This is a genomic window from Haloferax gibbonsii, from assembly GCF_001190965.1.
GTDB lineage: Archaea > Halobacteriota > Halobacteria > Halobacteriales > Haloferacaceae > Haloferax > Haloferax gibbonsii.
This window is the reverse complement of the sequence record NZ_CP011947.1, coordinates 394,255-416,712: the sequence shown is the minus strand read 5'-3', so window position 1 is coordinate 416,712 and position 22,458 is coordinate 394,255. Positions and strand designations below refer to the sequence as shown.

Below are 22,458 nucleotides of genomic sequence, written 5' to 3'. Positions count from 1 at the left end.
TCGGAGGATAAAACGTTTCTGCCTGTGACAGTCACCTGGCAGCGAACCGCCAGTATTCGACCGCGAGCGACCGTCTACGGACGGACGGCGCGTCCCCGTGCGGGCGTGTCAATTCTCGTCCGTGTCTGATTGGTTGTGTTTGTTTCTGTGTCAATATTGATTGCTGATGAAAGGTAACGTTCGATTCAGTCGGATTTACCGAAACAGATATACTCTTGCGCCCGGCATATCAATACGGATACTACTCGAACATGAGTGAAAAATCCTACCTCAGCGCGGGCGAGAACGTGGATGAATCGGACGTGGTGCGGGTGGCACTCAACGGCTTCGGCCGCATCGGCCGAAACATCTTCCGTGCCGTCCTCGACAACCCGAAGGTCGAACTGGTCGCCATCAACGACGTCATGGACTTCGACGACATGGCGTACCTCGCGAAGTACGACTCCGTCATGGGCCGACTCGACGGCGTCGAGCGCGACGGCGATTCGCTGTCCATCGGCGGCACCTCGGTGAGCCTCTACAACGTCCAGTCCCCCGCGGAGCTTCCGTGGGGCGAACTCGACGTGGACGTGGCGCTCGAATGTACGGGCATCTTCCGCACGAAGGAAGACGCCTCCGCACACCTCGAAGCGGGCGCGGACAAGGTCGTCATCTCCGCGCCGCCGAAGGGCGACGAGCCGGTCAAGCAGATCGTCTACGGCGTCAACCACGACGAGTACGACGGCGAGGACATCGTCTCGAACGCCTCCTGTACGACCAACTCCGTCACGCCGGTCGCGAAGGTGCTCGACGAGGAGTTCGGCATCGAGAACGGTCTCCTGACGACCGTCCACGCCTACACGGGCAGCCAGAACCTCATCGACAGCCCCCACGCGAAGCAGCGCCGCGGGCGCGCCGCCGCCGAGAACATCGTCCCGACGACGACCGGCGCGGCGCAGGCGGCCACCGAGATTCTGCCCCAGCTCGACGGCAAGCTCGACGGCATGGCGATTCGCGTCCCCGTGCCGAACGGCTCGCTCACCGAGCTCGTCGTCCGCCTCGAAGACAAGCCCTCCGTCGAGGAGATCAACGACGCCTTCCGCGCCGCGGCCGACTCCGGCCCGCTCGCGGGCGTCCTCGGCTACACGGACGACGAAGTCACCTCGCGTGACATCCTCGGCCTGCCGTTCTCCAGCACCGTCGACCTCAACACGACGAACCAGGTCAACGACGGCGGCCTCTACAAGATTCTGACGTGGTACGACAACGAGTACGGCTTCTCCAACCGGATGCTCGACGTCGCCCACTTCGTCACCCACCAGTAGACGCCCCCACGAACCGCCCGCCCTTTCAGCGCGACCTACCCACCACTAAGTAATTCCTCTACGTCCTTCCACCCGATGTTCAAGACCCTCGATGACCTCGACCCGGAGCAGCGCGTACTCGTCCGACTCGACCTCAATTCGCCGGTCGAAGACGGCGAGGTCCAAGACAACCGACGGTTCGACCGCCACGCGGAGACCGTCCGCGAACTCGCCGAGGCCGGCCACCGCGTCGTCCTCATGGCCCATCAGGGCCGTCCCGGCGACGACGACTTCGTCTCGCTCGAACAGCACGCCGACATCCTCGCGAGCCACATCGGCCGCGACGTGGGATTCGTCGCCGACACCTACGGCGACGAGGCCATCGCCGCCATCGACGCGCTCGAAGCCGGCGAGGTGCTCCTCCTCGAAAACACGCGGATGTGCGACGAGGAGCTTCCCGAGGAGGACCCCGAGGTCAAGGCCGACACCGAGTTCGTCCGGACCCTCGCCGAGCACGTCGACGCCTACGTCAACGACGCCTACTCGGCGGCCCACCGCTCGCACGCCTCGCTGGTCGGCTTCCCGCTCGTGCTCCCCGCCTACGCGGGGCGCGTGATGCAGACGGAGTACGAGGCCAACTCATCTATCGCCACCCGCGAGTTCGACGGGCAGGTGACGATGGTCGTCGGCGGGACGAAGGCCACCGACGTCATCGACGTGATGAACAACCTCGGCGACAAGGTCGACCAGTTCCTCTTGGGCGGCATCGCCGGCGAACTGTTCCTCCGCGCCGCCGGCAACGACGTGGGCTTCGACCTCGAGGGCATGGACTTCTTCGACGACCAGTGGGAGGCGAACCGCGAGACTATCGAGTCGCTCCTCGACGAGCGCGGCGACCAGATTAAGCTCGCCGTCGACCTCGCCTACGAGGACGAGACCGACGACCGCGGCGAAATCGCGGTCGCCAACATCACGGAGAAGGACCGCGCGTACCTCGACGTCGGCTCGATGACGGTCGACGAGTACGACCCCATCATCCGCGACTCCGAGGCCGTGTTCGTGAAGGGCGCGCTCGGTCTGTTCGAAGACGAGCGCTTCGCGGTCGGCACGACCGGCGTCCTCCGCGCCATCGCCGAGACCGACTGCTTCTCCGTCGTCGGCGGCGGCGACACCTCCCGCGCCATCGAGATGTACGGCATGGACGAAGGCGACTTCGGCCACGTCTCCATCGCCGGCGGCGCGTACATCCGCGCGCTGACCGGCGCGCCGCTCGCCGGCGTCGAGGCGCTGCAGCAGGACTGAATCCGCGCAGCGTCACCCGTCTCTCTTCTCGGCGAACACGCCGGCCGCGCCATCGACGAGAATCGCGACGCCGCCCGCGAAGACCAACAACGTGAGGAGTCCGCCGACGGCGTTGTCGTCGGGGAAATTTCCCGAGGCGCGAACCGCCAGCGTCCACCCGGCGCTGAACGCCGCGTAGCCCGCCATCGCCGCGCCGATGACGACGTTCGTGCCGCCGCCGAGCGTCACGCTGAGCGCCGGCGACCCGACTTCCCCGGCGTCGTCGGCGGCGGTCTCGTCGGAGCCGTCCGTCTCGCTCGCGTCGCCGTCGGTGCCGTCTCGTTCTGACACGCCCCGAACGGGGACCGCGCGGGACATAAGTGTCACCCAACGTTGATAGCCGACGCCGCCGAACCGACGCGCATGAAACTCGGCGTCGTCTCCGACACGCATGACAACCTCGACTACGTCGAAGCCGCGGTCTCGCACTTCGAATCCGAGGGCGTGGACGCGGTCGTCCACTGCGGCGATATCGTCGCGCCCTTCTCGGCCGCGCCGTTCGACGCGGACTTCGACTTCCACGCCGTCCGCGGCAACAACGACGGCGAGTGGGCGCTCCGCGAGACGGTGGACTCGTTCGGCACCTACCACGACGACTTCGCGCACCTGACGCTCGACGGCCAAGAGATAGCGGTCTACCACGGCACCGAGGCCGGCCTGGTCGACGCGCTCGTCGAGTCCGGGACGTACGACTTCGTCCTGCGCGGCCACACCCACGAGCGGGTGGTCGAACACCGCGGGAAGACGACGCACATCAACCCCGGCGGCCTGCCGATTCCCGGCGCTGACGACGCGTTCCACGTCGCGGTCGTGGACCTCGATACCGGGAACGTGGCGTCGCGGTCGCTCTGAGGGAGCGAAGCGAGTGGGAGGCCCGTTTGGTTTTCCCAGTCAGCTGTTTGTCGTGTGAAACAGCTGCTCGGTAGTGCGTACGAACGTTCCGACTCTTATTCGACGATCTCGAATGGTGCGGCGAGTGCGATTCCCGTATCGTTATCGGAGAATCCCCAGTAGATGAATCGGTACGTTCCTGCCGTATGTATCGTACACCGTTGAAATGGCCCCCAGAAGTCGTTCGCACTGAGTTCCATCTCCCATCGGAGCTCGTCGCCAGGGGCCAGTATTTGTTCAGAGGATGACCACTCGTACTCGTCTCGCACACCGATTGTGTTTCGCCACGTCCCCTTATCGACCAAGCGCTGAATCATGTATCGTGGTTTCCCGAGTGTGGTGAGGGAGTCAGTAGACTCGTTTGTGAGCGTCGCGACGAATTGCTCACCTGGCGAGATAGATTGTGGCACTGTCAGAGACGCATATCGAAGGTAGTCCACTATCGGTCGATTGGTAAACACGTCCCCAACGTCTCGATAACCCGAAGAACAGACGTTCTGGTCACGTCGCGTAATAGTATTGAGGCACCCAGACAGGGCCGCCGTTCCGATTGCACCGGCGAGTGCGAGAAATCGGCGGCGGGGAAGAGGAGGGCTCATATCAGTAACAGACGCTACTGCCGTCATATATTTATTCTAACCTGATACCGATGAATCCGACACCCCACGCGCTGGACTAATTGAGATGTGGTTTCTCTGTACTAACCGCACAGCGTCAGACGACACCGTCTGCTGCGGATTCGAACAGCCGAATGGGTGAAAAAGCCGCGACTGCACCGAACTGAGCGGGCGATTCGCCGATTAGTCGTCGGCGAACTCCGCGCGCGCCTGCTCAGCGAATCCGGACGGACTACCGGAGATACCGATACCGAGCGTCTGGTCCGTGAGTTCCATGCTCGTCTGCTGGTCTTCGACGTCGAACATCGCGCGGATGGCGTCGACGTTCTCGGGAATCACGTCGGACTGCTGGTGGATGGCCTGGAACAGGTAGAGGTCCCGGCCGTTGACGCCGATGGACTCGCCCCACACGCAGTTCTCCCACATGTCGCCGCGCGGGCGGCCCGCGTCGAGCGCGAAGTCCATGAGCTTGCCCGCGCCATCGATGCCCATCCCCTCCGGGATGACGTAGACGCGGTTCTCGCCTTCGAGCAGTTGCCGGACGTGCGCGCCGGTCACGTCGTCTTCGAGCGTGACGTTGAGCGCGTGGACGTGCATCAGCGTCGCCGGGACCTTCAGTCCGAGCGTGTCGATTTCGAGGTCCGGGAAGATGGTCTTCACGTCGGGGCCGTGGTGCGAGGGAATCTTGATGGGGTTCGGGAGAATGTCGTTTATCGGCCCGCGGGAGTTCTGACCGGGGTCGCCGCCGCGGCGGACGAGCGTCGCCCGGACCTTCTCGACGCCGTACTCGGCTTCGAGCGGCGCGATGATGCGCGAGAGACCGGTCGTGTTACACGAGACGACGCGGACGTAGTCGGCGTCGCGGGCGGCGTCGAAGTTGGCCCGCGCGTTGAAGCTCACGTCGGCCACGTCGGCGTCCTCGCCGCCCTGGAAGATGGCGGGCGTGTGGTGCGTCTCGTACAGTTCGCGGTTCTCCGCGCCGATGCCCGACGGCGTGCAGTCGACGATGACGTCCGCCTTGGCGACCAGTTCGTCCACCTCGCCGGCGAGGTCGACGCCGGCCTCGGAGAACAGCGGTGAACGTTCGGGAATCGCGGCGTACATCGGGTAGCCGCGTTCGCCCGCGGTGTGCGCTTCGAAGTTGGGCTGGGTCTTGGCCACGCCGATGAGTTCCATGTCGGGCTGCGCGTTGATCGCGTCGGCGACGCGCTTTCCGATTGTGCCGTAGCCGTTGACACCCACTCGTATCATGGGTGACAAACGACCGGGCCCGACCATAGTTATTTCGATGGTTAATACTTAGAAATTAACTCTCGGGCGAGTGAGTCCCTCGATTACCTCCGAGGCGAGTGAAACCGACGGTTCGGGGCGACGGGGCGGAAACCGAGCGCGAGGGGGCAGATGGGAACGCCTAACAGCGCCGGCGGCGCAGGTTCTCCCATGCCCGAATCCGACGCAGACCTCCGCGCCGCCAGCGAGACGGCGGTCCGCCAGTGTCTCGAACTCCAGCCCGACGAGTCGCTCGTCGTCGTCACCGACGACAAGCGCGAGCGCATCGGCGAGGCGCTCTACGAGGTCGCCGGCGAGGTGACCGACGACGCCACAATCGTCCGCTACCCGCCGGGCAACCAACACGGCGAGGAGCCGCCCGCGCCGGTCGCCGCCGCGATGAAGTCCTGCGACGCCTTCCTCGCGCCGACGACGAAGAGCCTGAGCCACACCCGCGCCCGCGGCGACGCCTGCGACGCCGGCGCTCGCGGCGCGACGCTTCCGGGGATCACCGAGGAGGTGTTCGTCACCGGCCTCGACGCCGACTACGACGCCATCTACGACCACAGCGCGGCGATGCTCGACGCCGTCGGCGACGCCGACGAACTCCGCGTCACGACCGAGAAGGGCACGGACATCACGTTCGTCCGCGGCGACCGCGAGTGGCTCGCCGACACCGGCGCAATCGCAGCGGCCGGTTCGTTCTCGAACCTCCCCGCGGGCGAAATCTTCCTCAGCCCCGCGTCCGCGACGGGCACCTACGTCGTCGACGGGACGATGATGCCCCACGGCCTCCTCGACGAGGGACGGGAACTCCGCTTCGAGGTCGAAGACGGCTACGTCACGGAGATTTCCGACGACGACATCCGCGAGCAGGTCGAGGCCGCGGCCGAGGAGGTCGGCGACGACGCCTACAACCTCGCCGAGATCGGCATCGGCACCAACGTCGGCGTGACCGACCTCGTCGGCTCCGTCCTGCTCGACGAGAAGGCCGCGGGCACGGTCCACATCGCCATCGGCGACGACGCCGGCATCGGCGGCGACACCGACGCGCCGCTTCACCTCGACGGCATCATCCGCGAGCCGACGGTGTACGCCGACGGCGAGGAAGTCGACCTGCCGCAGCCCTGAGCGGGTTCGCGCCGCGACCGCGGCCGGTTCGTCCGTGCGTCCGACGGGACACCTGCCACCGACTCCCACGCCGAAACGGAGAAAGGCGGCTTTTTACGGCCTGATGGGCTAGCGACCCGTATGAGCCTACCCGACGCCGGCGAGCGCGTCCCCCTCTCCTGCCCGACGTGTTCGCCCGACGAACCCACCGTCCACGAGGTGCTGAAGCCCGGCGGTCACTCGACCGTCCGGTGTACCGAATGCGGCCACGTCCACAAGGAGAACGTCGAGATTCCCGACGAAATCGAGATGAACGTCGTCGTCTCGCAGGACGGCGACTCCGTCTCGACCGGGGTGCCCGCGCCGGTCGGCGCGACCGTCGAGGTCGGCGACGAGTTCATCGTCGACACGCCCGAGGCGATTCAGCTCGTGCGCATCACGGGCATCGAAGTCGGCCCCGAACAGCGCGCCGACGAGGCCGCGGTCGGAGACGTGAAGACCGTCTGGACCCGCGTCGTCGACAACGTCGCGGTCAACGTCACCATCCACCCGAAGGACGGCAAGCGCGAGGACACCCGCAGCGTCACCGTCAACGTCCCCGGCGACTACGAGTTCGTCGTCGGCGAGACCGAGTCGTTCGGCGACGAGGAGGTCGAAATCGAAGGCCTCGTCGTCCGCTCGGACGCCCCGGAGTACCGCCACGGCAAGCTCGACCACCCCGGCGACATGGTGTACGCGAAGGACGCGAAACGCGTCTACGCCCGCGACCAGAGCTCGGCGGCGTGGTCGGCCTGGTAAGACGGAACCGAGCCACTCCGACCCGCCGACCCGCCGACGAGCTGTTCCGCTCGCCCAACGCACGACCTTTTGTTTCCCGACCCGTCGGTGCGACCATGCCTACCCGCGACCGGTCGCAGTCGTCGGTCGAATCGCTCGCGCTCCTGTGGGCCGCCCGCGAGAGCGGCGTCATCGACGCGCTCACGACGAGCGCCGGCACCGCCGAGGCCGTGGCCGAGACCGCCGGTATCGACCCCCGAGCCGCCCGCATCACCGTCGAGGCGCTGGCCGCGATGGGCTTCATCAAGCGCGTCGGCGACGAGTACGAGATAACCAACCGCGCGCTCGGCTTCCTCGCCAAGCGCGACGTGCGCTCCATCGGTCGCCTCCCGCACGCGCTCGACCGCTTTTCGCTCTACGCCGACCTCCCGGAGACGATGGCGACCGGCGAGTCGCCTGCGTTTCCGGACGACTGGCTTCGGAACCGACTCGGCGCGCACGACGCCGCCGGGGAGTCGGTCGTCCGCGCCTGCGTGACCGCCGCGGTCCGCGAGGCCCCCGACGCGACGCGCGTCCTCGACCTCGGCGGCGCGTCGGGCGTCTTCGCCCGCGAGTTCGTCGCCCGCGGCCGCGACGTGACGCTCGTCGACGACGCGGACACCGTCGAAGTCGTCCGGCCGCTCCTCTCGCGCGCCGGCGTTGACCTCGTCGCGGGCGACCCGACCGACCCGCCGGCGACGGGATTCGGCCTCGTCTTCGCCGGCGACGCCTTCGCCGGGCGCGACCCCGAGGGCGCGCGGGCGCTCGTCTCGGGCGCGCACGACGCCCTCGAACCCGGCGGTGCGGCGGTGTTCGTCGATAGTCTCCACGGGCGCTGCTCGACCGAGGCGACCGCGGGGCGGGCGGTGGACGCGCTCGCCACGGGCCGCGGCGACCTCCACGACGAGCCGACGGTTCGCTCGTGGGTCGAATCGGCCGGATTCGGCGGCTGTACGGTCCGAGACGTGCCGGGAACCGACCTGCAGGCGGTCGTCGGCGAGCGTGCGGTTGATTAGGACCGACCTCCGAGTTCGGCTATGGACAACTCGGTGCTGCGCGACGACATGGTCGACGGCCTGGAGCACTCGCTGGAGTCGCTCCCGGAGGCCGTCTCCATCGCCATGCGCAGCGTCCCGCGACACGAGTTCGTCACCGACTCGCCGTATCAGAACCGCCCGACCGAGCACCGCGACACGAACACGACCATCCTCGCGCCGACGACGGTCGCGCGCCTCCTCTCCGCGCTCGACCCCCAGCCGGACGACGAGGTGCTCGTCGTCGGCGCGGGCGTCGGCTACACCGCCGCGGTCCTCGCCGAAATCGTCGGCGACGCTCACGTCCACGCGGTCGACATCACGCGCTCTCTGGTGTACGAGGCGCGCGAGAACCTCCAGCGCGCCGGCTACGGCGGCGTCCTCGTGGACTGCCGCGACGGCGCGGAGGGGCTGGCCGACTACGCGCCTTTCGACCGCATCCTCGTCGAGGCCTCGGCGGTCCGCCCGCCCGCGCGACTCCTCGCGCAACTCGCCGACGACGGCCGACTCGTCATGCCGAAAGGCGTCGGCGAGCAGACGCTCGTCGCCGTCGAGGACGGCGAGGTGGCCGAATCGTTCGGCCCGCTGTCGTTCAAACCGCTGCTCGTTGACGGCGAGCAGACGGGGAGCATCGTCAGAAACCGGACGCGACGCGAGGACCCCGAGTACGAGGGCCGGGGCTGGCACGCCGGCCACGGCTGGGAACAAGACTGGATAGACTGGGGCGGTCGCGGATAGGAGACGGAACGACGCTGGCGGGTCGGGACGGGCGCGGCAGGCCGACGGCTACGTCGCGCCTTCGAGGTAGCCGTACCGGAGCCCCTGAATCGCGGTGGCGAGCGTCCAGACGGCCATCGCGAGACACATCGCCCAGAGGACGCCGAGAATTTCGAAGCCGCTGATGAGGGCGTAAATCACGAGCGTGAGCGTCAGAAACCGACCGATTGTGTCGTCTTCGCCGGGGAGGAGGAACGCGAGCCGGGACATACGCGGGGAGACGCGGCCGAGGGAGTTAGTGTTTGCCGACGTGTCGGCCGGCCCGACAGTCACGCTTCTCCGGGCGCGGGAACCACCAATGTACGATTTAGCCGCGGAGCGCGTAGTTAGAGCCGGTGAATCAACCATGGAGAAGAACGTCGGCGGCTACGACCGCATCGCGCGCGCCGTCCTCGGACCGGTGCTCATCGTCGTCGGGGCGGCGAGCCTCGCGGGCTTCCTGACCATCGCGGCCGGAACCCTCGGACTCGTCATCGCGGTTGCGGCGCTCCTCGTCGGAGCGGTCCTCGCGGCCACGGCGGTCACCCAGAAGTGCCCGCTGAACGCCCTGCTGGGCTTCAACACCTACGAGGGCGCGAAGACGACCGAGACCGAATCCGCGGGCAAGCCCCGCGCGCAATAATCATTTTCGAGTGAGATGCGGGCATCGGCCCGTGTTCCGATGTGTGAGCCGCGCAAGCGGACGCCTCGCAGCCAGCCCGAATTATCAAAACAGATAGCTCGCGGGAAACACCTTTCTCGCCCCTCCCGAGACCAGGAGTAGCGATGACGCCACCACTCCCGACGCGGGAACAGCTCCCGGACGACCTCCTCGAACGGGCCAACTGGGTCGGGTGGCGGACACAGACGCGCGGTGGTGCGGAAACGACGGTTCTGAAGGACGCGACCGGCGGGCCCGCGTCGGTGACCGACCCGTCGACGTGGACGACGTTCGACGAGGCGCTCGCGTCCGCGCGGGACGGCCCCGCCGACGGGGTGGGGTACGTCTTCACCGACGACGACCCGTTCGTCGTCGTCGACATCGGCGAGTGCCGGGACAGCGAGACCGGCGCGACCGAGCGCTGGGCGTGGGAACTCGTCGACCGCCTCGACTCCCGCACGGAGGTAAATCCCTCGGGGACGGGGTATCACGTCCTCGTCCGCGGGACGCTCCCGTCGGGGAGTGACCGAGCCGGAAGCCTCGAACTCTCGGACGACGCGGGCTTTTTCCCCGTGACCGGCGACCGACTCGAGGGCACGTCCGCGGCGATTGCCGAGCGGAGCGACGTGCTCGCAGCGATTCACGGCGCGTACTTCGAATCCGACCCGGAGCCGTCGCCGACCCCGGCGGTCGAGTCGGTCGCGCCGGATTCGGACCGAGCGCCCGTCGACGCACGTCTCGACGAGGTGAGCGGCCCGGGCAACGACCTCGCGGACGACGAGGTTATCGACCGCGCGTCGACCGCCGTGAACGGCGTGAAGTTCACCCATCTGTGGCGGGGGGACACGAGCGGCTACGACGACCGCGACGAGGCTGACGCGGCGCTGTGTTCGATTCTCGCGTTCTGGACGGCCGGCGACGCGCGCCAGATGTGCCGCCTGTTTCGGGACTGCGGGCTCTTTCGGCCGAAGTGGGACGAGGTGGCGCACGCGGACGGGTCGACCTACGGCGCGAAGACGGTCCACCGCGCGATTCGAGAGACGAGCGAGTTCTACGACCCGTCCGGCTGGTCGAGCGCGGTTCGGCCCGCGGCGACGCCCACGGACGAGGACCGACGGGGGGACGGCCGGTCCGACAGCGCGCTCGACGGGCGGTCCGACGACCCGGGGAGTGAGCCACGAGGACCGCCGCCGACCACCGCGTCGCCGGTCGGCGAGCGCGACGCGTTCGACCGCTTCAGCGAGCTCCGGGCGCGGCTCGACGAGGCTGTCGACGAGAACCAGCGACTCCGCGACGAACTCGACGCGGAGCGCGAGCGACGACGCGACCTCGAAGCCCGGGGACGCGGCGGCGGGGCCGGAGAGAGAGACGAAAAAGCGGGGCGCAGGTGGTCGCTGTTCGACTGGCTTCGGTCGCGAGCGACGCTACGTTAGCCGTGTTCTGAGCTGATTCACGACTTGAGTCCGCTTCCGGTGAGCGGCACGACCACGTCGGCGTCGCGGTCGAGGACGCCCGAGAGCCGCAGTTCGCGGAGCGCCGCGGGCGCGACGGCGCAGGTCGGCTCCGTGTAGAAGCCGTGACGGTGGAGCCTGTCGAGTTCGTCTTCGACCGCGTCGGACGAGAGCGCGATGGCGTCGCCGCCGGTGTCGTCGAGCGCCTCGTGAATCTGTGCCTCGCGGACGGGTTCGAGAATCTGGATGCCGTCGGCCACGTCGTTGGTCTCGTCGGGCGTGTGGTGGCGGGCGTCGGCGATGGGCGAGTAGCCGGCGGCCTGCGCGCCGTACAGATCGGGCATCCGGTCGGTCCAGCCCGCCTCGTAGAGCGCGCGGAAGCCGCGGTACGCGCCGAGGAAGAGCGTCCCGTGGCCGAGCGGCGTGACGACCGCGTCGGGGACAGACCAGTCGCGCTGGGCGGCGATTTCGTAGGCGACGGTGGCCGTCCCCGCGAAGAAGGCGGGGTTCCACGCGTGGCTCGCGTACCACGCGTCGTCGGCCTCGACGGCCTCGACGCAGGCGTCGGTCACGTCCTGCCGGGTGCCTTCGATGCGGACCGGTTTGGCCCCGGCGCGCTCGATGGCGCGGAGTTTCGAGGGCTTGACCGACGCGGGCACGTAGATTTCGGCGTCGATGCCGGCGCGCGCGGCGTAGGTCGCGACGGCGGCCCCCGCGTTGCCCGACGAGTCCTCGACGACGCGCTCGACGCCGAGTTCGGCGGCGAGAGAGAGCATCGTCGTCGCGCCGCGGTCCTTGAACGAGCCGGAGGGGAAGACGTACTCCAGTTTGAACGAGGCCTCCCACTCGGCGGCGTCGACGAGGGGCGTCATCCCCTCGCCGAGGGTCGCGCGCGGCTCGGTCGGAAGGAACTCGTCGAACGCCCAGAGCCCGTCGCGGTAGTCGAGGTCGGCGTCGCCGGGGGCGGCCGCCGACGGCGTCGGGTCGGCCGCGAAGTCCAGCGGCTCGCCGCAGGTGCAGCGCCAGCGCCACGCGTCGTACGTCTCGCCGCAGGCGTCGCACGCGAGTCGGAGCCGAGCGGGGAGGTCGTGTGATGTCGTCATGGGAAGTGAGGTGGGTGTGGGGTGAGGTGGTACGGGTGAAGTGAGCCAGCAGTCAGTACGTGTCGAGGTCGATGCCGACCGAGCAGACGTACTCGCCGGAGGCGACCTGCGGGAGGCGGCGCGCCCGCCAGAAGATGCCGTCGTGGTCGGCGGTGACGCGGGCTTTGAGCTTCCCGAACACGTCCGTCACCTCGAAGACCACGTCGCCGGCGGAGACGCGCTCGCCGAGGTCACGCTTGAACCGGACGAGGCCGCCGACCGGCGAACCGTACTGGTCGAAGCCGCGGGCGCGGGTCTGGGCTTCGAGCTCCACGTCGCCGTCGAGGAAGTCGTAGCCGCGGAGGACGTTGTAGACGCCGCGGACGCCCTTCTCGATGCTCTCTTCGTCCCAGCCGACGCACCCGCCGAGTTCGGGGTCGATAGTCGGGATGCCGGCGTCCGGGCCGGCGCGGGCGAGCTGGCCGTCCGGGCCCTTCTGGTCGAGGACGTAGCCGCAGCCGAACGTCTTGGCGAGCCGGAGGCATTTCGCGTGCATCCGGTGGTGGCGGCCGCAGCGGACGCGGACCTCGTCTATCATCTGGCTCGTCGAGCCCTGATGGAGGTCGACGATGAGGTCGGCGTCGCGGGCGGCGGCGAACGTCGCGGCCGCGATGCGCTCCGAGGAGGTGCCGCGCTCGTCGCCGGGGTACGCCCGGTTCATCTTCGTGTCGTCTATCGGGTTGCGGTGCTGTGCGACCTGAAAGGCGTGGTAGTTGACGATGCCGACGACGAGAATCGCGCCGGAAATCTCCGCGGGGTCGAGCTGCGGGACGACCCGCTGGATGACGCCGACGCCGTTGAGTTCGTCTCCGTCCGAGGCCGCCTGCATGTAGAGCGTCTTGCCCGACGACGCGCCGTTGATGACGGCGACGGGTAGGCCGACGCTCCCGCCGTCGCGGGACTCGCCGACTTCGAGACGGCCCACGTCCATCTCCCCGGGGGCCGCACTCGCCGTTCCCAAGGTAATCATATCGCCAACCTCGGACCGGCCTCCCTTTAGGGGTTCGGTCCGCTGAGCCCCCGAGGAAAGCGTTGCCGCTATGGTCTCGCGGCCGCTACCGGCGACCGTGACAGACGACGTTCCCGAACGGCCGCCGACGGGGGGACTGGTACAGGCGCTTGACGTGCCACGAAACGCCGCTATCGGGGCGGCCGTCGGCCTCGCGTTGGCCGTCGTCGCCTACCTCTTTCGGGTCCTCGAACTGTTCGGCCCGTTCGCCGGCACCCGCGAGTACCCGATACTCGGCCCCGAGGGCTGGTTCCTCATCCTCGCGTTCGTCCTCGCCTCAGCGACGGCGCTGCTCGTCGCGACAGTGCTCACGCTCGTCTCGGCGTATCGACTGAGTAAAACGCTCTGAGCCGTCGAATCGGTCGGGTCGGTCGAGTCTGGCTGAGTCGGGTCGGCTTGGACCGGCTCGGTCCCCGGCCTACTCGTCGAACTCGCGCTCGTCGCCGACGAGTTCGCCCAGTCGCTCCGCGCCGGCTCTGGTCCCCTTCGCGATGATGAGGTCGCCGCCGTGGAGCCGCGTTTCCGACCCCGGCGAGACGACCCACTCGCGGCCGCCGGCCCGGCGGACGGCGATGACGCGCATCCCCGTCTCGGACTTGACGCGCCGGTCGCCGAGGGTCGCCTCCGCGAGGTCGCTTTTCGGGGCGACCCGCAGGCGGATGATGACCTCGTCGGACTCCTTGACCGCGGCGGCGACGACCGGGTGGGCGTCGATGCCGCGGAGGACGCCCTCGGCGATTTCGAGCGCGGCGTCGGAAATCATCTCGGTCGCGCTCGCGAGTTGGACCAGTCCGCGGAGCGAGACGGGGTCTTCGACCCGACTCGCCGCGCGGAGCGTCCACGCCTCGAACCGGGACTTGAGCGCGTCCACCTCGGCTTCGAGCTCCTCGACCTCCTCGGCGACGCCCTCGCTGTCGAACAGCACCGCGCCGTAGGCGAGGTCGACCGCGAGTTCGCTCATGTCCTTCATCAGGACGATGGAGTCGACGGCGCGTTCGAGGTCCTCGATGGTCGGCTCCGGCACGTCCGGCGGGTCGTATCGGAGGCCCGTGGCGGCCTCGTGGACGGTCTGGAGGCCGTCGTCGCGGCCGCGGAGGAGGAGCACGTCGCCGGCGCGGAGCGCCGTCTCGTGGTCGGGGTTCGTCACCCACTCGCCGGCGCGGTGGATGGCGACGACGCGGACGCCCGTCTCGGTCTCCATGTTGATGTCGCCGAGCGTGCGACCCGCGTACGGCGACTCGTCGGTGAGTTCGCACCGAATCGTCGTCTCGACCGCCTCCGGAAGCGCCGCGCGGATGGCGTCCGGGAGGCCGATGTCCTCGATGACGACCTTGGCGATGTCGCCCGCTGCGTCCGAAATCTTCTCGGCCGCGCCGACGACGCCGAGGACGGGCGCGAGTTCCTCCGCGTCCTCGGGGCTCCGGGCCGCCATCATCAGGCTCATTCGCGCCTGCAGTTGGAGGATGTCCATCCGCTCTTCGAGGTCGAGGACCTCGGCCGCGAGGTCGTCGTTCGCGTGGAGGACGGCGGAGTACGAGAGGTCGATGAGTAACTCCGCGGTGTCTTTCATCTCGGCGAGGACGGCCTTGACGCTGACAGGCTCGTACTCGATGTCCTCCGGATTCATGCGCCCGCCTTCACGACGGGACGGCAAAAGACTTGCCAGGAATAGTGGTGCCACCGTGGTTCGAGAGAACTACGTCGCGGGCGCATATGACTCCGCGGGTCGCCCGAACCGCGCGCGGCTCCCTCGGTGAACCCCGTATAAGGGCACCGAAAACAACGACAATCGTCGAACACTATTTTAGACACCGACTGCCCACGAAATCGGCAGACGGGGCTGCCGTTGTATGTGTATGGCGGTCGATAACATATGAGTGAAAACGATAACGCTTTTTTGATATGGTAGGCAACGTTCTGGGTATGTCAGGCGAACTGAAGCGGGGGCTGGAAGGTGTGCTGGTCACCGAATCGAAACTCAGCTTCATCGACGGCGACGCGGGACAACTCGTTTACTGCGGTTACGACATCGAAGACCTCGCACGGGACGCAAGTTACGAGGAGGTACTCTACCTCCTGTGGCACGGAGAGCTGCCGACGCGCGAGGAACTGGACGCGTTCTCCGACGAGCTGGCGGCCCACCGGGGCCTCGACGACGGGATTCTCGACGTGACGCGCGAGCTCGCAGAGCAGGACGAGTCGCCGATGGCGGCGCTCCGAACGCTCGTCTCTTCGATGTCGGCGTACGACGAAAACGCCGACTTCGAGGACGTGACCGACCGCGAGGTCAACCTCGAGAAGGCAAAGCGCATCACGGCGAAGATGCCGTCGGTGCTCGCGGCCTACGCCCGCTTCCGTCGCGGCGACGACTACGTCGAACCCGACGAGAGCCTGAATCACGCGGCGAACTTCCTCTACATGCTCAACGGCGAGGAGCCGAACGAGGTGCTCGCCGAGACGTTCGACATGGCGCTCGTGCTCCACGCCGACCACGGCCTGAACGCCTCGACGTTCTCCGCGATGGTCACGTCCTCGACGCTCTCTGACCTCTACAGCGCGGTCACGTCCGCCATCGGCACGCTCTCGGGGTCGCTCCACGGCGGCGCGAACGCGAACGTCATGCGGATGCTGAAGGACGTCGACGACAGCGACATGGACCCGACCGAGTGGGTCAAAGACGCCCTCGACCGCGGCGAGCGCGTCGCCGGGTTCGGCCACCGCGTCTACAACGTCAAGGACCCCCGCGCGAAGATTCTCGGCGCGAAGTCCGAGGCGCTCGGCGAGGCCGCCGGCGACATGAAGTGGTACGAGATGTCGGTCGCCATCGAGGAGTACATCGGCGAGGAGAAGGGCCTCGCGCCGAACGTGGACTTCTACTCCGCGTCGACGTACTACCAGATGGGCATCCCCATCGACCTCTACACCCCCATCTTCGCCGTCTCGCGCGTCGGCGGCTGGATAGCGCACGTCCTCGAGCAGTACGAGGACAACCGCCTCATCCGCCCCCGCGCCCGCTACACCGGCGAGAAGGGTCTCGACTTCCCGTCGGTCGACGAGCGATAGGCAGCGAGTCGACGAATCGCACGCGACTTTTTCCCGTTCCCCGTCTCCCGGAGCGACGCGTCGTCCCCCGCGGTCGCTCCCGTTCCCGCTTCCGCGTTCTCCGCGCCGTTCCGCGTCGCCGGTTCCGTCTCGCGGTCAGTCGTCTTCGCCCGCGTCGTCGACGCCGACGCTCCCGCGTTCGACCATGAGCGAGTCGGCGTGGCCCGCCCAGTCGGCGTGGTAGAACGCCACGAGCGCGAACAGCCCCATCCACGTGAACGACAGGACGATGCCGATTCGCGCGCCGAGCGGGCCGTAGCCGAACACCTCGACGAGCAGGTAGGACGCGCCGACGAAGAAGCCGAACACCCCGGTCAGCCGGGCGACGAAGGGGATTCGTGTCGCGCCCGCGCCCTGCAGCGACCCGGAGAGACCGACGAAGAGCGCCAGACCCGGCGCGGCGAGGCCGTAGGCGACGGCGAACTTCACGGCCCATTCGAGGTCCGCGCCGCCGCCGGAGCCGACGAGGCCGACGATGGGCTCGGTGAACGCCGCGAGGAAGAGCCCGATACCGCCGACCGTGGCGACCGACAGGAGCGCCACCGCCCCGCCTTGATACCGCGCGGTCTCGCTGTCGCCCGCTCCGAGCGCCTGCCCGACGAGGACGCTGGCGGCGACGTTGTAGCCGCGTGCCAGCGGGCTGGCGACCTGCTGGTAGACCCGGCGGCCGATTTGGAAGCCGGCGTTGACGGCGTCGCCGAAGCCGAGGAGCAGGGCGTTGAACGGGAACTCGGCGAGTTCGGCGGCGAGGCCCTCGCCGACCCGCGGGGTGGCGATACGCACGAGTTGGCTGGCGACCGTCCGGTCGCGGGGCCGAACCAGCGAGGTCGGCGACGCGGGTCGGGCGAGCGCGGCGAGGAGCAGTCCCGCCGAGAGGACGTTGGCGGTCGAGGTCGCGAGTCCGACACCCAGCACGCCGAGCGCGGGCAGGCCGACGAGGCCGAAGCCGAGACCGACCGACAGCCCGATGTTGACGACGTTGGCGAAGACGTTGACCAGCATCGGCGTCCGGGTGTCGCCGACGCCCTGAAGCGACCGCGAGCCGACGAGCGAGACCAACCGGGCGGGCGAGGTGGCGAAGATGACCGCGAGATACGTCGTGCCCAAGGCGACCGCCCTGTCGCTCGCGGGAAACGCGCCGATGGCCGCCTCGCCCAGCGTGAACCCGAAAATCAGGAACGGGACGCCCGCGAGGAACGCGAGGAGGAGCGCCGTCGAGATTGCCTCGCTCCGGTTGGCGTCCGCGCCGCTCCCCGTGTCCTGACTGGAGAGGGCGATTGCGCCGCCGCCGAGTCCGAGACCGATTCGGAGGGGAAACCGGGCGTAGAGGTCGGCGAGGCCGATAGCGACGACCGCGGCGGGAGAGAGCGCGGCGGTGACGGCCACGTCCACGGTCCGCATCGCCGTCTGGGCGGTCTGCTCGGCCATCACCGGCCAGGCGAGCGAGAAGATACGCTTCCAGACCCGCCGGAGGCGGCCGAGGTTCATGCCGAGGCCACGGACCTCGCGCAGTTGACGGTATCGGAAGCGGCGGTCCCGTCTGGCACTCTCGATGCGACGCGCGAATGACGGGTGTCATACGCGAGCGATGGGTCTCCGCTGTCGTGCGGTTTCACTTTCACTCCGGGTGGGGGACGTTTATATGCACGGGGACCAGAAAGACAGTTGCACGTCACACGCGTGCATTCCCCCTTTCCCCTTTCCCGACCGGCGAGCGACGGCGACGGCGCGCGTCGACGGAGCCGAATCCGAGTCCTCAACCGACGACCATGAGGGTTGACATCACGGCCCTGATACGGACGAGTTCCCGAACGATTAAACACAGACACGGGCGATTTCTGACCATGCTCACGCTTGACGACGTACGCGCCGCCCGCGAGCGCGTCGAAGCGGTCGCCCGATGGACACCACTGGAGTACTCGCACACCTTCTCGGAGATGACGGGTGCAGAGGTGTACCTGAAACTGGAGAACTCCCAGCGCACGGGGTCGTTCAAGATTCGCGGGGCGACGAACCGCATCACCACGCTCTCCGACGAGGAGAAAGACGCCGGCGTCGTGACCGCGAGCGCCGGCAACCACGCGCAGGGCGTCGCGCTCGCGGCGTCGCGAGCGGGCGTGAACTCGAAAATCGTCATGCCGGAGTACGCGCCGATTTCGAAGGTGAAAGCCACCGAGCGCTACGGGGGCGACGTGGTCCTCTACGGCAACGACTACGACGAGGCGCAGGCCAAGGCCCACGAAATCGAGGCGGACGAGGGCCGGACCTACGTCCACGCCTTCGACGACGAGTACGTCATGGCCGGACAGGGAACTATCGGTCTCGAAATCGCGGAGGACTGCCCCGACCTCGACACCGTGGTCGTCCCCATCGGCGGCGGCGGCCTCATCTCCGGCATCTCGACGGCGATCAAAGCGCAGTTCCCCGACGCCCGCGTCATCGGCGTGCAGGCGGAACAGGCCTCCAGCGCCGCGGACTCGTTGAACAAGGGGTCGATTCAGACCATCGACGAGGTGGACACCATCGCCGACGGCATCGCCGTCCGCAGAATCGGCGACAAACCCTTCGAGGTCATCCGCGAGCGCGTCGACGAGGTCGTCACCGTCTCCGACGAGGAAATCGCCGTGGCGCTGACCTACCTGCTCGAACGCTCGAAGACGCTGGTCGAGGGCGCGGGGGCCGTCGCGCTCGCGGCGCTGGTCTTCCAGAAGTTCGACTACGAGGAGGGCGAGGTCGTCGTCCCCGCGCTGTGCGGCGGCAACATCGACATGAACACGCTGACGACCGTGGTGATGCGCGGGCTCGTCGAGACCGGCCGGTACCTCAAGATTCGGACCGAGCTGAAGGACCGCCCCGGCTCGCTCGAACAGCTCATCGAGATAATCGCCGCGGAGAAGGCGAACATCTACGCCGTCAGGCACGACCGCACCTCCCGGAAAATCGCGCTGAACGCGACGGAAGTCGAAATCGACCTCGAAATGCGCGGGCCCGACCACGTCGACTCGCTCCTCGGAGAGCTCCGCGACGCGGGCTACGACGTGGAAGTCCTCGACTGACCGCGTCGCCGGGGGCGGTCGGGAACCGGGTTCGAGGTCGGCCGCTCAGACGAGTCCAGTGACGCCGATAAACACGAGGAGCGCGCCGATGCCGCGGTAGAGCCAGACGGGGGCGTCGGACTCGCGGGACTCCTCCGCGGGCGAGCGGCGGAGGAACTCGAACCCGAACGCGTGGATTCGCGCGGGGAAAACGAGGTACGCGACGCCGAGAACCACGGCTCCGGCGTACCCGGCCTGCCACAGGAAGTTCATGTTCTAAATCCGAACTGTTCGGACATATCTTCGTCGGTTCGCGGTATCCGACGAACGCCGCCTTTTTTACCCGGACGATTATGTCGAATTCGGGCGGAAGACCCCGCCTACGATGATTTTCAGTTCGTGGGAAGCATGCGGGGATTGACTCTCCCCCAATACGAAGGCCTTTAAGAAGGAAGTCCCCGCTTCCCGGTTCGCCTCGGCGCCAGCGACCCCGCACCCAACCATGCTCGACCCAGTCATCGCCAGTCGGCTGCAGTTCGCGCTCACGACCATCGTCCACATCATCTTCCCGGTGATGAGCATGGGCCTCGCGCCCTTCCTCATCTACTTCACGTGGAAGGATATCCGAACCGACGACCCCGTGTACGAACAGCTCAGGCGGTTCTGGACGAAGATTTTCGCCGTCTCGTTCGTCGTCGGCACCGTGACCGGCATCGTCCTCGAGTTCGAGTTCGGGACGAACTTCGCGGCGTTCTCGACGGCGGCCGGCGAGCTGTTCGGCGGCCCGCTCGCCACCGAGGGGATGATGGCGTTCATGCTCGAAGCGACGTTCCTCGGGGTGTTCGTCTTCGGCCGCGAGAAGGTCTCGGACGCCCTGTACATGGTTTCGGCCGTCGCCGTCGGCCTCGGTACGTGGCTCTCGGCGGTGTGGATTCTCGTCGCCAACTCGTGGATGCAGACGCCGCGAGGGTACGAACTCGCCAGCGAGAGCGGCCAACTCGTCGTCTCGCTCGTCGACCCCATCGCGGCGTACGCCAACCCGCGGTTCCCGTGGATGTTCGTCCACATGCAGAACGCCGCGGTGCTGTCGGTCGCGCTGTTCATGGCCGGCGTCGCGGCGTACCACGTCTGGCAGCGCGGCATCGACGCCGACGACGACCGCGAGGCCGCGCGCTTCTGGCGGAAGACGCTCAAAATCGCGCTCGTCGTCCTGCTCGTGACCGCGCCGTTTCAGGCGATTCACGGCGACGCCTACGGCCGCCACGTCTACGAGACCCAGCCGCAGAAGTTCGCCGCCATGGAGGCAGTCTGGGAGACCGACAGCTACGTCCCGGAGTACATCTTCGCCATCCCGACGAGCCTCGAACACATCACCGACCCGCGCGCCAAGGAACTGCTCGGCATCGGGATTCCCGGCGGGGCGTCGTGGCTGGCGAGCGGGGGTGACCCCCAAGCCGAAATCACCGGCCTGAACGAGTTCGACACGGAGGCCCCGCCGGTCGCAATCGTCTTCTGGTCGTTCCGGCTCATGGTCGCCGCCGGCTTCTGGTTCATCCTGTTGGCCTTCTGGGCGGCCTACCGCTGGTGGACCGACGACCTGTACGACGACGACCTGTTGCACAAGGCGTTCGTCGGGTCGTCGCTCCTCGGCATCTTCGCCGTCGAGGTCGGCTGGATAGTCACCGAGGTGGGCCGACAGCCGTGGGTCATCCAGGGCGTCCTCAAGACGAGTGACGGCGTCTCACCCGGGCTCACCGGCTTCGAGGCGACGCTCACGCTCGTCGGATTCGCGGTCGTGTACTCCGGCCTGCTCGCGCTCTACACCTACGTGATTCGCCGCATCATCCGCGAGGGGCCGCCGAGCGTCGACGAGACGGCGGCGGGCGCGGAGACCGCTTCCCCCGCGGGGGTGAGCGGCGATGACTGACTACGGCGCGTTCGCCACCGGCCCGCTCTTCGGCCTGCCGCTGCAGGAGCTGTGGTTCGGGCTCGTCTTCTTCATCCTCGGGATGTTCCTGTTCCTCGACGGCTTCGACTTCGGCGTCGGGGCCATCTTCGCGACCCGCGACGACGACGAGGAGCGCGAGACGCTGCTCGCCGCCATCGGCCCCTTCTGGGACGGCAACGAGGTGTGGCTCGTCGTGTTCGGCGGCGCGCTGTTCGCCGCGTTCCCGGCGGTGTACGCGAACCTCTTCAGCCGCCACTACCTGCTCATGTTCGCCATCCTCGGGGCGCTCATCCTCCGCGGGCTCGCCCCCGAGATGTACGAACAGCGCCACGACGAGGCGTGGCAGACGTGGTGGGGCCGGGCGTTCGTCGTCGGCAGCGTGAGCACGCCCTTTTTGCTCGGCGTGTTCGCCGCCCACTGGCTCCTCGGCGTCGAGTCACTTCTGTCGCTGCCCGGCGTCGTCGTCGGCCTCGCCGTCGTCGCGCTCACCGTCGTCGCCGGCGTCGGCTTCCTCGCCATGAAGACCCGCGGGAGCCTCCAGCGCGACGTGGCCGACTACGGCCCCCGTGCGATGGCGGCCTACCTCGCGCTCGTCGTCGTCACGCTGGGTTATCTCGTCGCCGTCCGGCCCGACCTCGGCGTCCTCGCGCCGATTCCGCTGGCGCTCGTCGTCGTCAGTCTCGCCGCCGCCGCGGGCTACCTGCTCGCGCTCCGCGACGGGCGCTACACGCTCGCGTTCGCGACCGTGCCGATTCTCGTGTTCGCGTTCGTCGCGCTCGTGGCGACGCTCATGTTCCCCTTGGCCGACCCCGCGACCGGACTGACCGTCGCGGACGCCATCGTCTCGGTGCTCCCGCTGAACATCATGAGCGTCGCGTCGGCGCTCCTCCTGCCGCTCGTGTTCGCCTACTTCGGCATCCTCTACTCGACGTTCAGCGGGCCAATCGAGACCGGCGAATCGTACTCCTGACCGACTGCAATCGACCCTTCCCC

At 68.0% G+C, this 22,458-nt stretch carries 22 protein-coding genes; 14 read left to right on the top strand and 8 right to left on the bottom strand.

Annotated features, from left to right (window positions below; translation table 11 throughout):
- Positions 1 to 251: 251 nt before the first annotated feature.
- A complete protein-coding gene (gap, locus tag ABY42_RS02235) occupies positions 252 to 1,304 on the top strand; it encodes a type I glyceraldehyde-3-phosphate dehydrogenase (RefSeq protein ID WP_004044440.1) in 1,053 nt (350 codons plus the stop codon).
- Between the two features lie 75 nt (positions 1,305 to 1,379).
- Positions 1,380 to 2,585 carry a phosphoglycerate kinase gene (locus ABY42_RS02230; RefSeq protein WP_004973381.1) on the top strand — a complete coding sequence of 402 codons (1,206 nt, stop codon included), beginning with the start codon at positions 1,380 to 1,382 and terminating at the stop codon, positions 2,583 to 2,585.
- Between the two features lie 12 nt (positions 2,586 to 2,597).
- Here ABY42_RS02230 and ABY42_RS02225 read toward each other — a convergent pair whose 3' ends face one another.
- A complete protein-coding gene (locus tag ABY42_RS02225; protein WP_231608292.1) occupies positions 2,598 to 2,915 on the bottom strand; it encodes a hypothetical protein in 318 nt (105 codons plus the stop codon).
- Positions 2,916 to 2,987: 72 nt separating this feature from the next.
- Here ABY42_RS02225 and ABY42_RS02220 point away from each other — a divergent pair, with 72 nt between their 5' ends.
- Positions 2,988 to 3,476, top strand: a complete 489-nt coding sequence (locus tag ABY42_RS02220) for a metallophosphoesterase (protein WP_050458599.1) — start codon at positions 2,988 to 2,990, stop codon at positions 3,474 to 3,476.
- Positions 3,477 to 4,315: 839 nt separating this feature from the next.
- On the opposite strand, the gene ABY42_RS02210 is transcribed toward ABY42_RS02220, so the two are convergent.
- A complete protein-coding gene (locus ABY42_RS02210; RefSeq protein WP_049904983.1) occupies positions 4,316 to 5,383 on the bottom strand; it encodes a type II glyceraldehyde-3-phosphate dehydrogenase in 1,068 nt (355 codons plus the stop codon).
- 189 nt (positions 5,384 to 5,572) lie between these two features.
- Here ABY42_RS02210 and ABY42_RS02205 point away from each other — a divergent pair, with 189 nt between their 5' ends.
- The 4 genes from ABY42_RS02205 to ABY42_RS02190 all read left to right on the top strand — a co-directional run bounded on the left by ABY42_RS02205 (position 5,573) and on the right by ABY42_RS02190 (position 9,099).
- Positions 5,573 to 6,532: an aminopeptidase gene (locus tag ABY42_RS02205; protein WP_050458598.1), complete on the top strand. Its 960-nt coding sequence runs from the start codon at positions 5,573 to 5,575 to the stop codon at positions 6,530 to 6,532.
- Between the two features lie 120 nt (positions 6,533 to 6,652).
- Positions 6,653 to 7,309 (top strand): HVO_0476 family zinc finger protein, encoded by a 657-nt coding sequence (locus ABY42_RS02200; RefSeq protein ID WP_004973393.1) that lies wholly within the window; start codon positions 6,653 to 6,655, stop codon positions 7,307 to 7,309.
- A 95-nt stretch (positions 7,310 to 7,404) separates the two neighbouring features.
- Entirely contained in the window at positions 7,405 to 8,343 is a 939-nt protein-coding gene (locus ABY42_RS02195; RefSeq protein ID WP_050458597.1) for a class I SAM-dependent methyltransferase, read from the top strand.
- A gap of 21 nt (positions 8,344 to 8,364) precedes the next feature.
- Complete coding sequence (locus ABY42_RS02190) at positions 8,365 to 9,099, top strand: protein-L-isoaspartate O-methyltransferase family protein (protein WP_004973396.1); 735 nt, start codon at positions 8,365 to 8,367, stop codon at positions 9,097 to 9,099.
- 48 nt (positions 9,100 to 9,147) lie between these two features.
- On the opposite strand, the gene ABY42_RS02185 is transcribed toward ABY42_RS02190, so the two are convergent.
- Positions 9,148 to 9,348, bottom strand: coding sequence for a hypothetical protein (locus ABY42_RS02185; protein WP_050458596.1), 201 nt, complete (start codon positions 9,346 to 9,348; stop codon positions 9,148 to 9,150).
- A 136-nt stretch (positions 9,349 to 9,484) separates the two neighbouring features.
- On the opposite strand from ABY42_RS02185, the gene ABY42_RS02180 reads away from it, so the two are divergent.
- Both ABY42_RS02180 and ABY42_RS02175 read left to right on the top strand, forming a co-directional pair.
- The gene (locus ABY42_RS02180) at positions 9,485 to 9,760 is read left to right on the top strand and encodes a YgaP family membrane protein (protein ID WP_050458595.1); all 276 of its coding nucleotides are present in this window, start codon (positions 9,485 to 9,487) and stop codon (positions 9,758 to 9,760) included.
- A gap of 143 nt (positions 9,761 to 9,903) precedes the next feature.
- Complete coding sequence (locus tag ABY42_RS02175; protein WP_050458593.1) at positions 9,904 to 11,211, top strand: phage NrS-1 polymerase family protein; 1,308 nt, start codon at positions 9,904 to 9,906, stop codon at positions 11,209 to 11,211.
- Between the two features lie 17 nt (positions 11,212 to 11,228).
- Here ABY42_RS02175 and ABY42_RS02170 read toward each other — a convergent pair whose 3' ends face one another.
- Both ABY42_RS02170 and ABY42_RS02165 read right to left on the bottom strand, forming a co-directional pair.
- The gene (locus ABY42_RS02170; protein WP_050458591.1) at positions 11,229 to 12,332 is read right to left on the bottom strand and encodes a pyridoxal-phosphate dependent enzyme; all 1,104 of its coding nucleotides are present in this window, start codon (positions 12,330 to 12,332) and stop codon (positions 11,229 to 11,231) included.
- A gap of 52 nt (positions 12,333 to 12,384) precedes the next feature.
- Positions 12,385 to 13,341 carry a succinylglutamate desuccinylase/aspartoacylase family protein gene (locus tag ABY42_RS02165; RefSeq protein WP_004973402.1) on the bottom strand — a complete coding sequence of 319 codons (957 nt, stop codon included), beginning with the start codon at positions 13,339 to 13,341 and terminating at the stop codon, positions 12,385 to 12,387.
- 70 nt (positions 13,342 to 13,411) lie between these two features.
- Here ABY42_RS02165 and ABY42_RS02160 point away from each other — a divergent pair, with 70 nt between their 5' ends.
- Positions 13,412 to 13,729, top strand: a complete 318-nt coding sequence (locus ABY42_RS02160) for a DUF7536 family protein (protein ID WP_004973404.1) — start codon at positions 13,412 to 13,414, stop codon at positions 13,727 to 13,729.
- 69 nt (positions 13,730 to 13,798) lie between these two features.
- Here the strand turns inward: ABY42_RS02160 and ABY42_RS02155 are convergent, their stop codons facing one another.
- Positions 13,799 to 15,007: a potassium channel family protein gene (locus ABY42_RS02155; protein WP_050458590.1), complete on the bottom strand. Its 1,209-nt coding sequence runs from the start codon at positions 15,005 to 15,007 to the stop codon at positions 13,799 to 13,801.
- Positions 15,008 to 15,303: 296 nt separating this feature from the next.
- On the opposite strand from ABY42_RS02155, the gene citZ reads away from it, so the two are divergent.
- Positions 15,304 to 16,443 (top strand): citrate synthase, encoded by a 1,140-nt coding sequence (gene citZ / locus ABY42_RS02150; protein WP_004973409.1) that lies wholly within the window; start codon positions 15,304 to 15,306, stop codon positions 16,441 to 16,443.
- Positions 16,444 to 16,578: 135 nt separating this feature from the next.
- On the opposite strand, the gene ABY42_RS02145 is transcribed toward citZ, so the two are convergent.
- Positions 16,579 to 17,970, bottom strand: a complete 1,392-nt coding sequence (locus tag ABY42_RS02145) for an MATE family efflux transporter (RefSeq protein ID WP_050458589.1) — start codon at positions 17,968 to 17,970, stop codon at positions 16,579 to 16,581.
- Between the two features lie 356 nt (positions 17,971 to 18,326).
- On the opposite strand from ABY42_RS02145, the gene ilvA reads away from it, so the two are divergent.
- Positions 18,327 to 19,538 carry a threonine ammonia-lyase gene (ilvA, locus tag ABY42_RS02140; protein ID WP_004973413.1) on the top strand — a complete coding sequence of 404 codons (1,212 nt, stop codon included), beginning with the start codon at positions 18,327 to 18,329 and terminating at the stop codon, positions 19,536 to 19,538.
- A 45-nt stretch (positions 19,539 to 19,583) separates the two neighbouring features.
- Here the strand turns inward: ilvA and ABY42_RS02135 are convergent, their stop codons facing one another.
- Positions 19,584 to 19,790 (bottom strand): hypothetical protein, encoded by a 207-nt coding sequence (locus ABY42_RS02135; RefSeq protein WP_004973416.1) that lies wholly within the window; start codon positions 19,788 to 19,790, stop codon positions 19,584 to 19,586.
- Positions 19,791 to 20,019: 229 nt separating this feature from the next.
- Here ABY42_RS02135 and ABY42_RS02130 point away from each other — a divergent pair, with 229 nt between their 5' ends.
- Both ABY42_RS02130 and ABY42_RS02125 read left to right on the top strand, forming a co-directional pair.
- Positions 20,020 to 21,444, top strand: a complete 1,425-nt coding sequence (locus ABY42_RS02130; protein WP_004973418.1) for a cytochrome ubiquinol oxidase subunit I — start codon at positions 20,020 to 20,022, stop codon at positions 21,442 to 21,444.
- The gene (locus ABY42_RS02125; protein ID WP_050458588.1) at positions 21,437 to 22,435 is read left to right on the top strand and encodes a cytochrome d ubiquinol oxidase subunit II; all 999 of its coding nucleotides are present in this window, start codon (positions 21,437 to 21,439) and stop codon (positions 22,433 to 22,435) included. Before ABY42_RS02130 ends, ABY42_RS02125 begins: the two co-directional genes overlap by 8 nt.
- Positions 22,436 to 22,458 lie beyond the last annotated feature (23 nt).

What these genes read in the sequence shown, in the direction of transcription:
- gap (WP_004044440.1), top strand. Translation starts at nt 252, where the DNA reads ATGAGTGAAAAATCCTACCTCAGCGCGGGCGAGAACGTGGATGAATCG.
- ABY42_RS02230 (WP_004973381.1), top strand. Translation starts at nt 1,380, where the DNA reads ATGTTCAAGACCCTCGATGACCTCGACCCGGAGCAGCGCGTACTCGTC.
- ABY42_RS02220 (WP_050458599.1), top strand. Translation starts at nt 2,988, where the DNA reads ATGAAACTCGGCGTCGTCTCCGACACGCATGACAACCTCGACTACGTC.
- ABY42_RS02210 (WP_049904983.1), bottom strand. Translation starts at nt 5,383, where the DNA reads ATGATACGAGTGGGTGTCAACGGCTACGGCACAATCGGAAAGCGCGTC.
- ABY42_RS02205 (WP_050458598.1), top strand. Translation starts at nt 5,573, where the DNA reads ATGCCCGAATCCGACGCAGACCTCCGCGCCGCCAGCGAGACGGCGGTC.
- ABY42_RS02200 (WP_004973393.1), top strand. Translation starts at nt 6,653, where the DNA reads ATGAGCCTACCCGACGCCGGCGAGCGCGTCCCCCTCTCCTGCCCGACG.
- ABY42_RS02195 (WP_050458597.1), top strand. Translation starts at nt 7,405, where the DNA reads ATGCCTACCCGCGACCGGTCGCAGTCGTCGGTCGAATCGCTCGCGCTC.
- ABY42_RS02190 (WP_004973396.1), top strand. Translation starts at nt 8,365, where the DNA reads ATGGACAACTCGGTGCTGCGCGACGACATGGTCGACGGCCTGGAGCAC.
- ABY42_RS02185 (WP_050458596.1), bottom strand. Translation starts at nt 9,348, where the DNA reads ATGTCCCGGCTCGCGTTCCTCCTCCCCGGCGAAGACGACACAATCGGT.
- ABY42_RS02180 (WP_050458595.1), top strand. Translation starts at nt 9,485, where the DNA reads ATGGAGAAGAACGTCGGCGGCTACGACCGCATCGCGCGCGCCGTCCTC.
- ABY42_RS02175 (WP_050458593.1), top strand. Translation starts at nt 9,904, where the DNA reads ATGACGCCACCACTCCCGACGCGGGAACAGCTCCCGGACGACCTCCTC.
- ABY42_RS02170 (WP_050458591.1), bottom strand. Translation starts at nt 12,332, where the DNA reads ATGACGACATCACACGACCTCCCCGCTCGGCTCCGACTCGCGTGCGAC.
- ABY42_RS02165 (WP_004973402.1), bottom strand. Translation starts at nt 13,341, where the DNA reads ATGATTACCTTGGGAACGGCGAGTGCGGCCCCCGGGGAGATGGACGTG.
- ABY42_RS02160 (WP_004973404.1), top strand. Translation starts at nt 13,412, where the DNA reads ATGGTCTCGCGGCCGCTACCGGCGACCGTGACAGACGACGTTCCCGAA.
- ABY42_RS02155 (WP_050458590.1), bottom strand. Translation starts at nt 15,007, where the DNA reads ATGAATCCGGAGGACATCGAGTACGAGCCTGTCAGCGTCAAGGCCGTC.
- citZ (WP_004973409.1), top strand. Translation starts at nt 15,304, where the DNA reads ATGTCAGGCGAACTGAAGCGGGGGCTGGAAGGTGTGCTGGTCACCGAA.
- ABY42_RS02145 (WP_050458589.1), bottom strand. Translation starts at nt 17,970, where the DNA reads ATGAACCTCGGCCGCCTCCGGCGGGTCTGGAAGCGTATCTTCTCGCTC.
- ilvA (WP_004973413.1), top strand. Translation starts at nt 18,327, where the DNA reads ATGCTCACGCTTGACGACGTACGCGCCGCCCGCGAGCGCGTCGAAGCG.
- ABY42_RS02135 (WP_004973416.1), bottom strand. Translation starts at nt 19,790, where the DNA reads ATGAACTTCCTGTGGCAGGCCGGGTACGCCGGAGCCGTGGTTCTCGGC.
- ABY42_RS02130 (WP_004973418.1), top strand. Translation starts at nt 20,020, where the DNA reads ATGCTCGACCCAGTCATCGCCAGTCGGCTGCAGTTCGCGCTCACGACC.
- ABY42_RS02125 (WP_050458588.1), top strand. Translation starts at nt 21,437, where the DNA reads ATGACTGACTACGGCGCGTTCGCCACCGGCCCGCTCTTCGGCCTGCCG.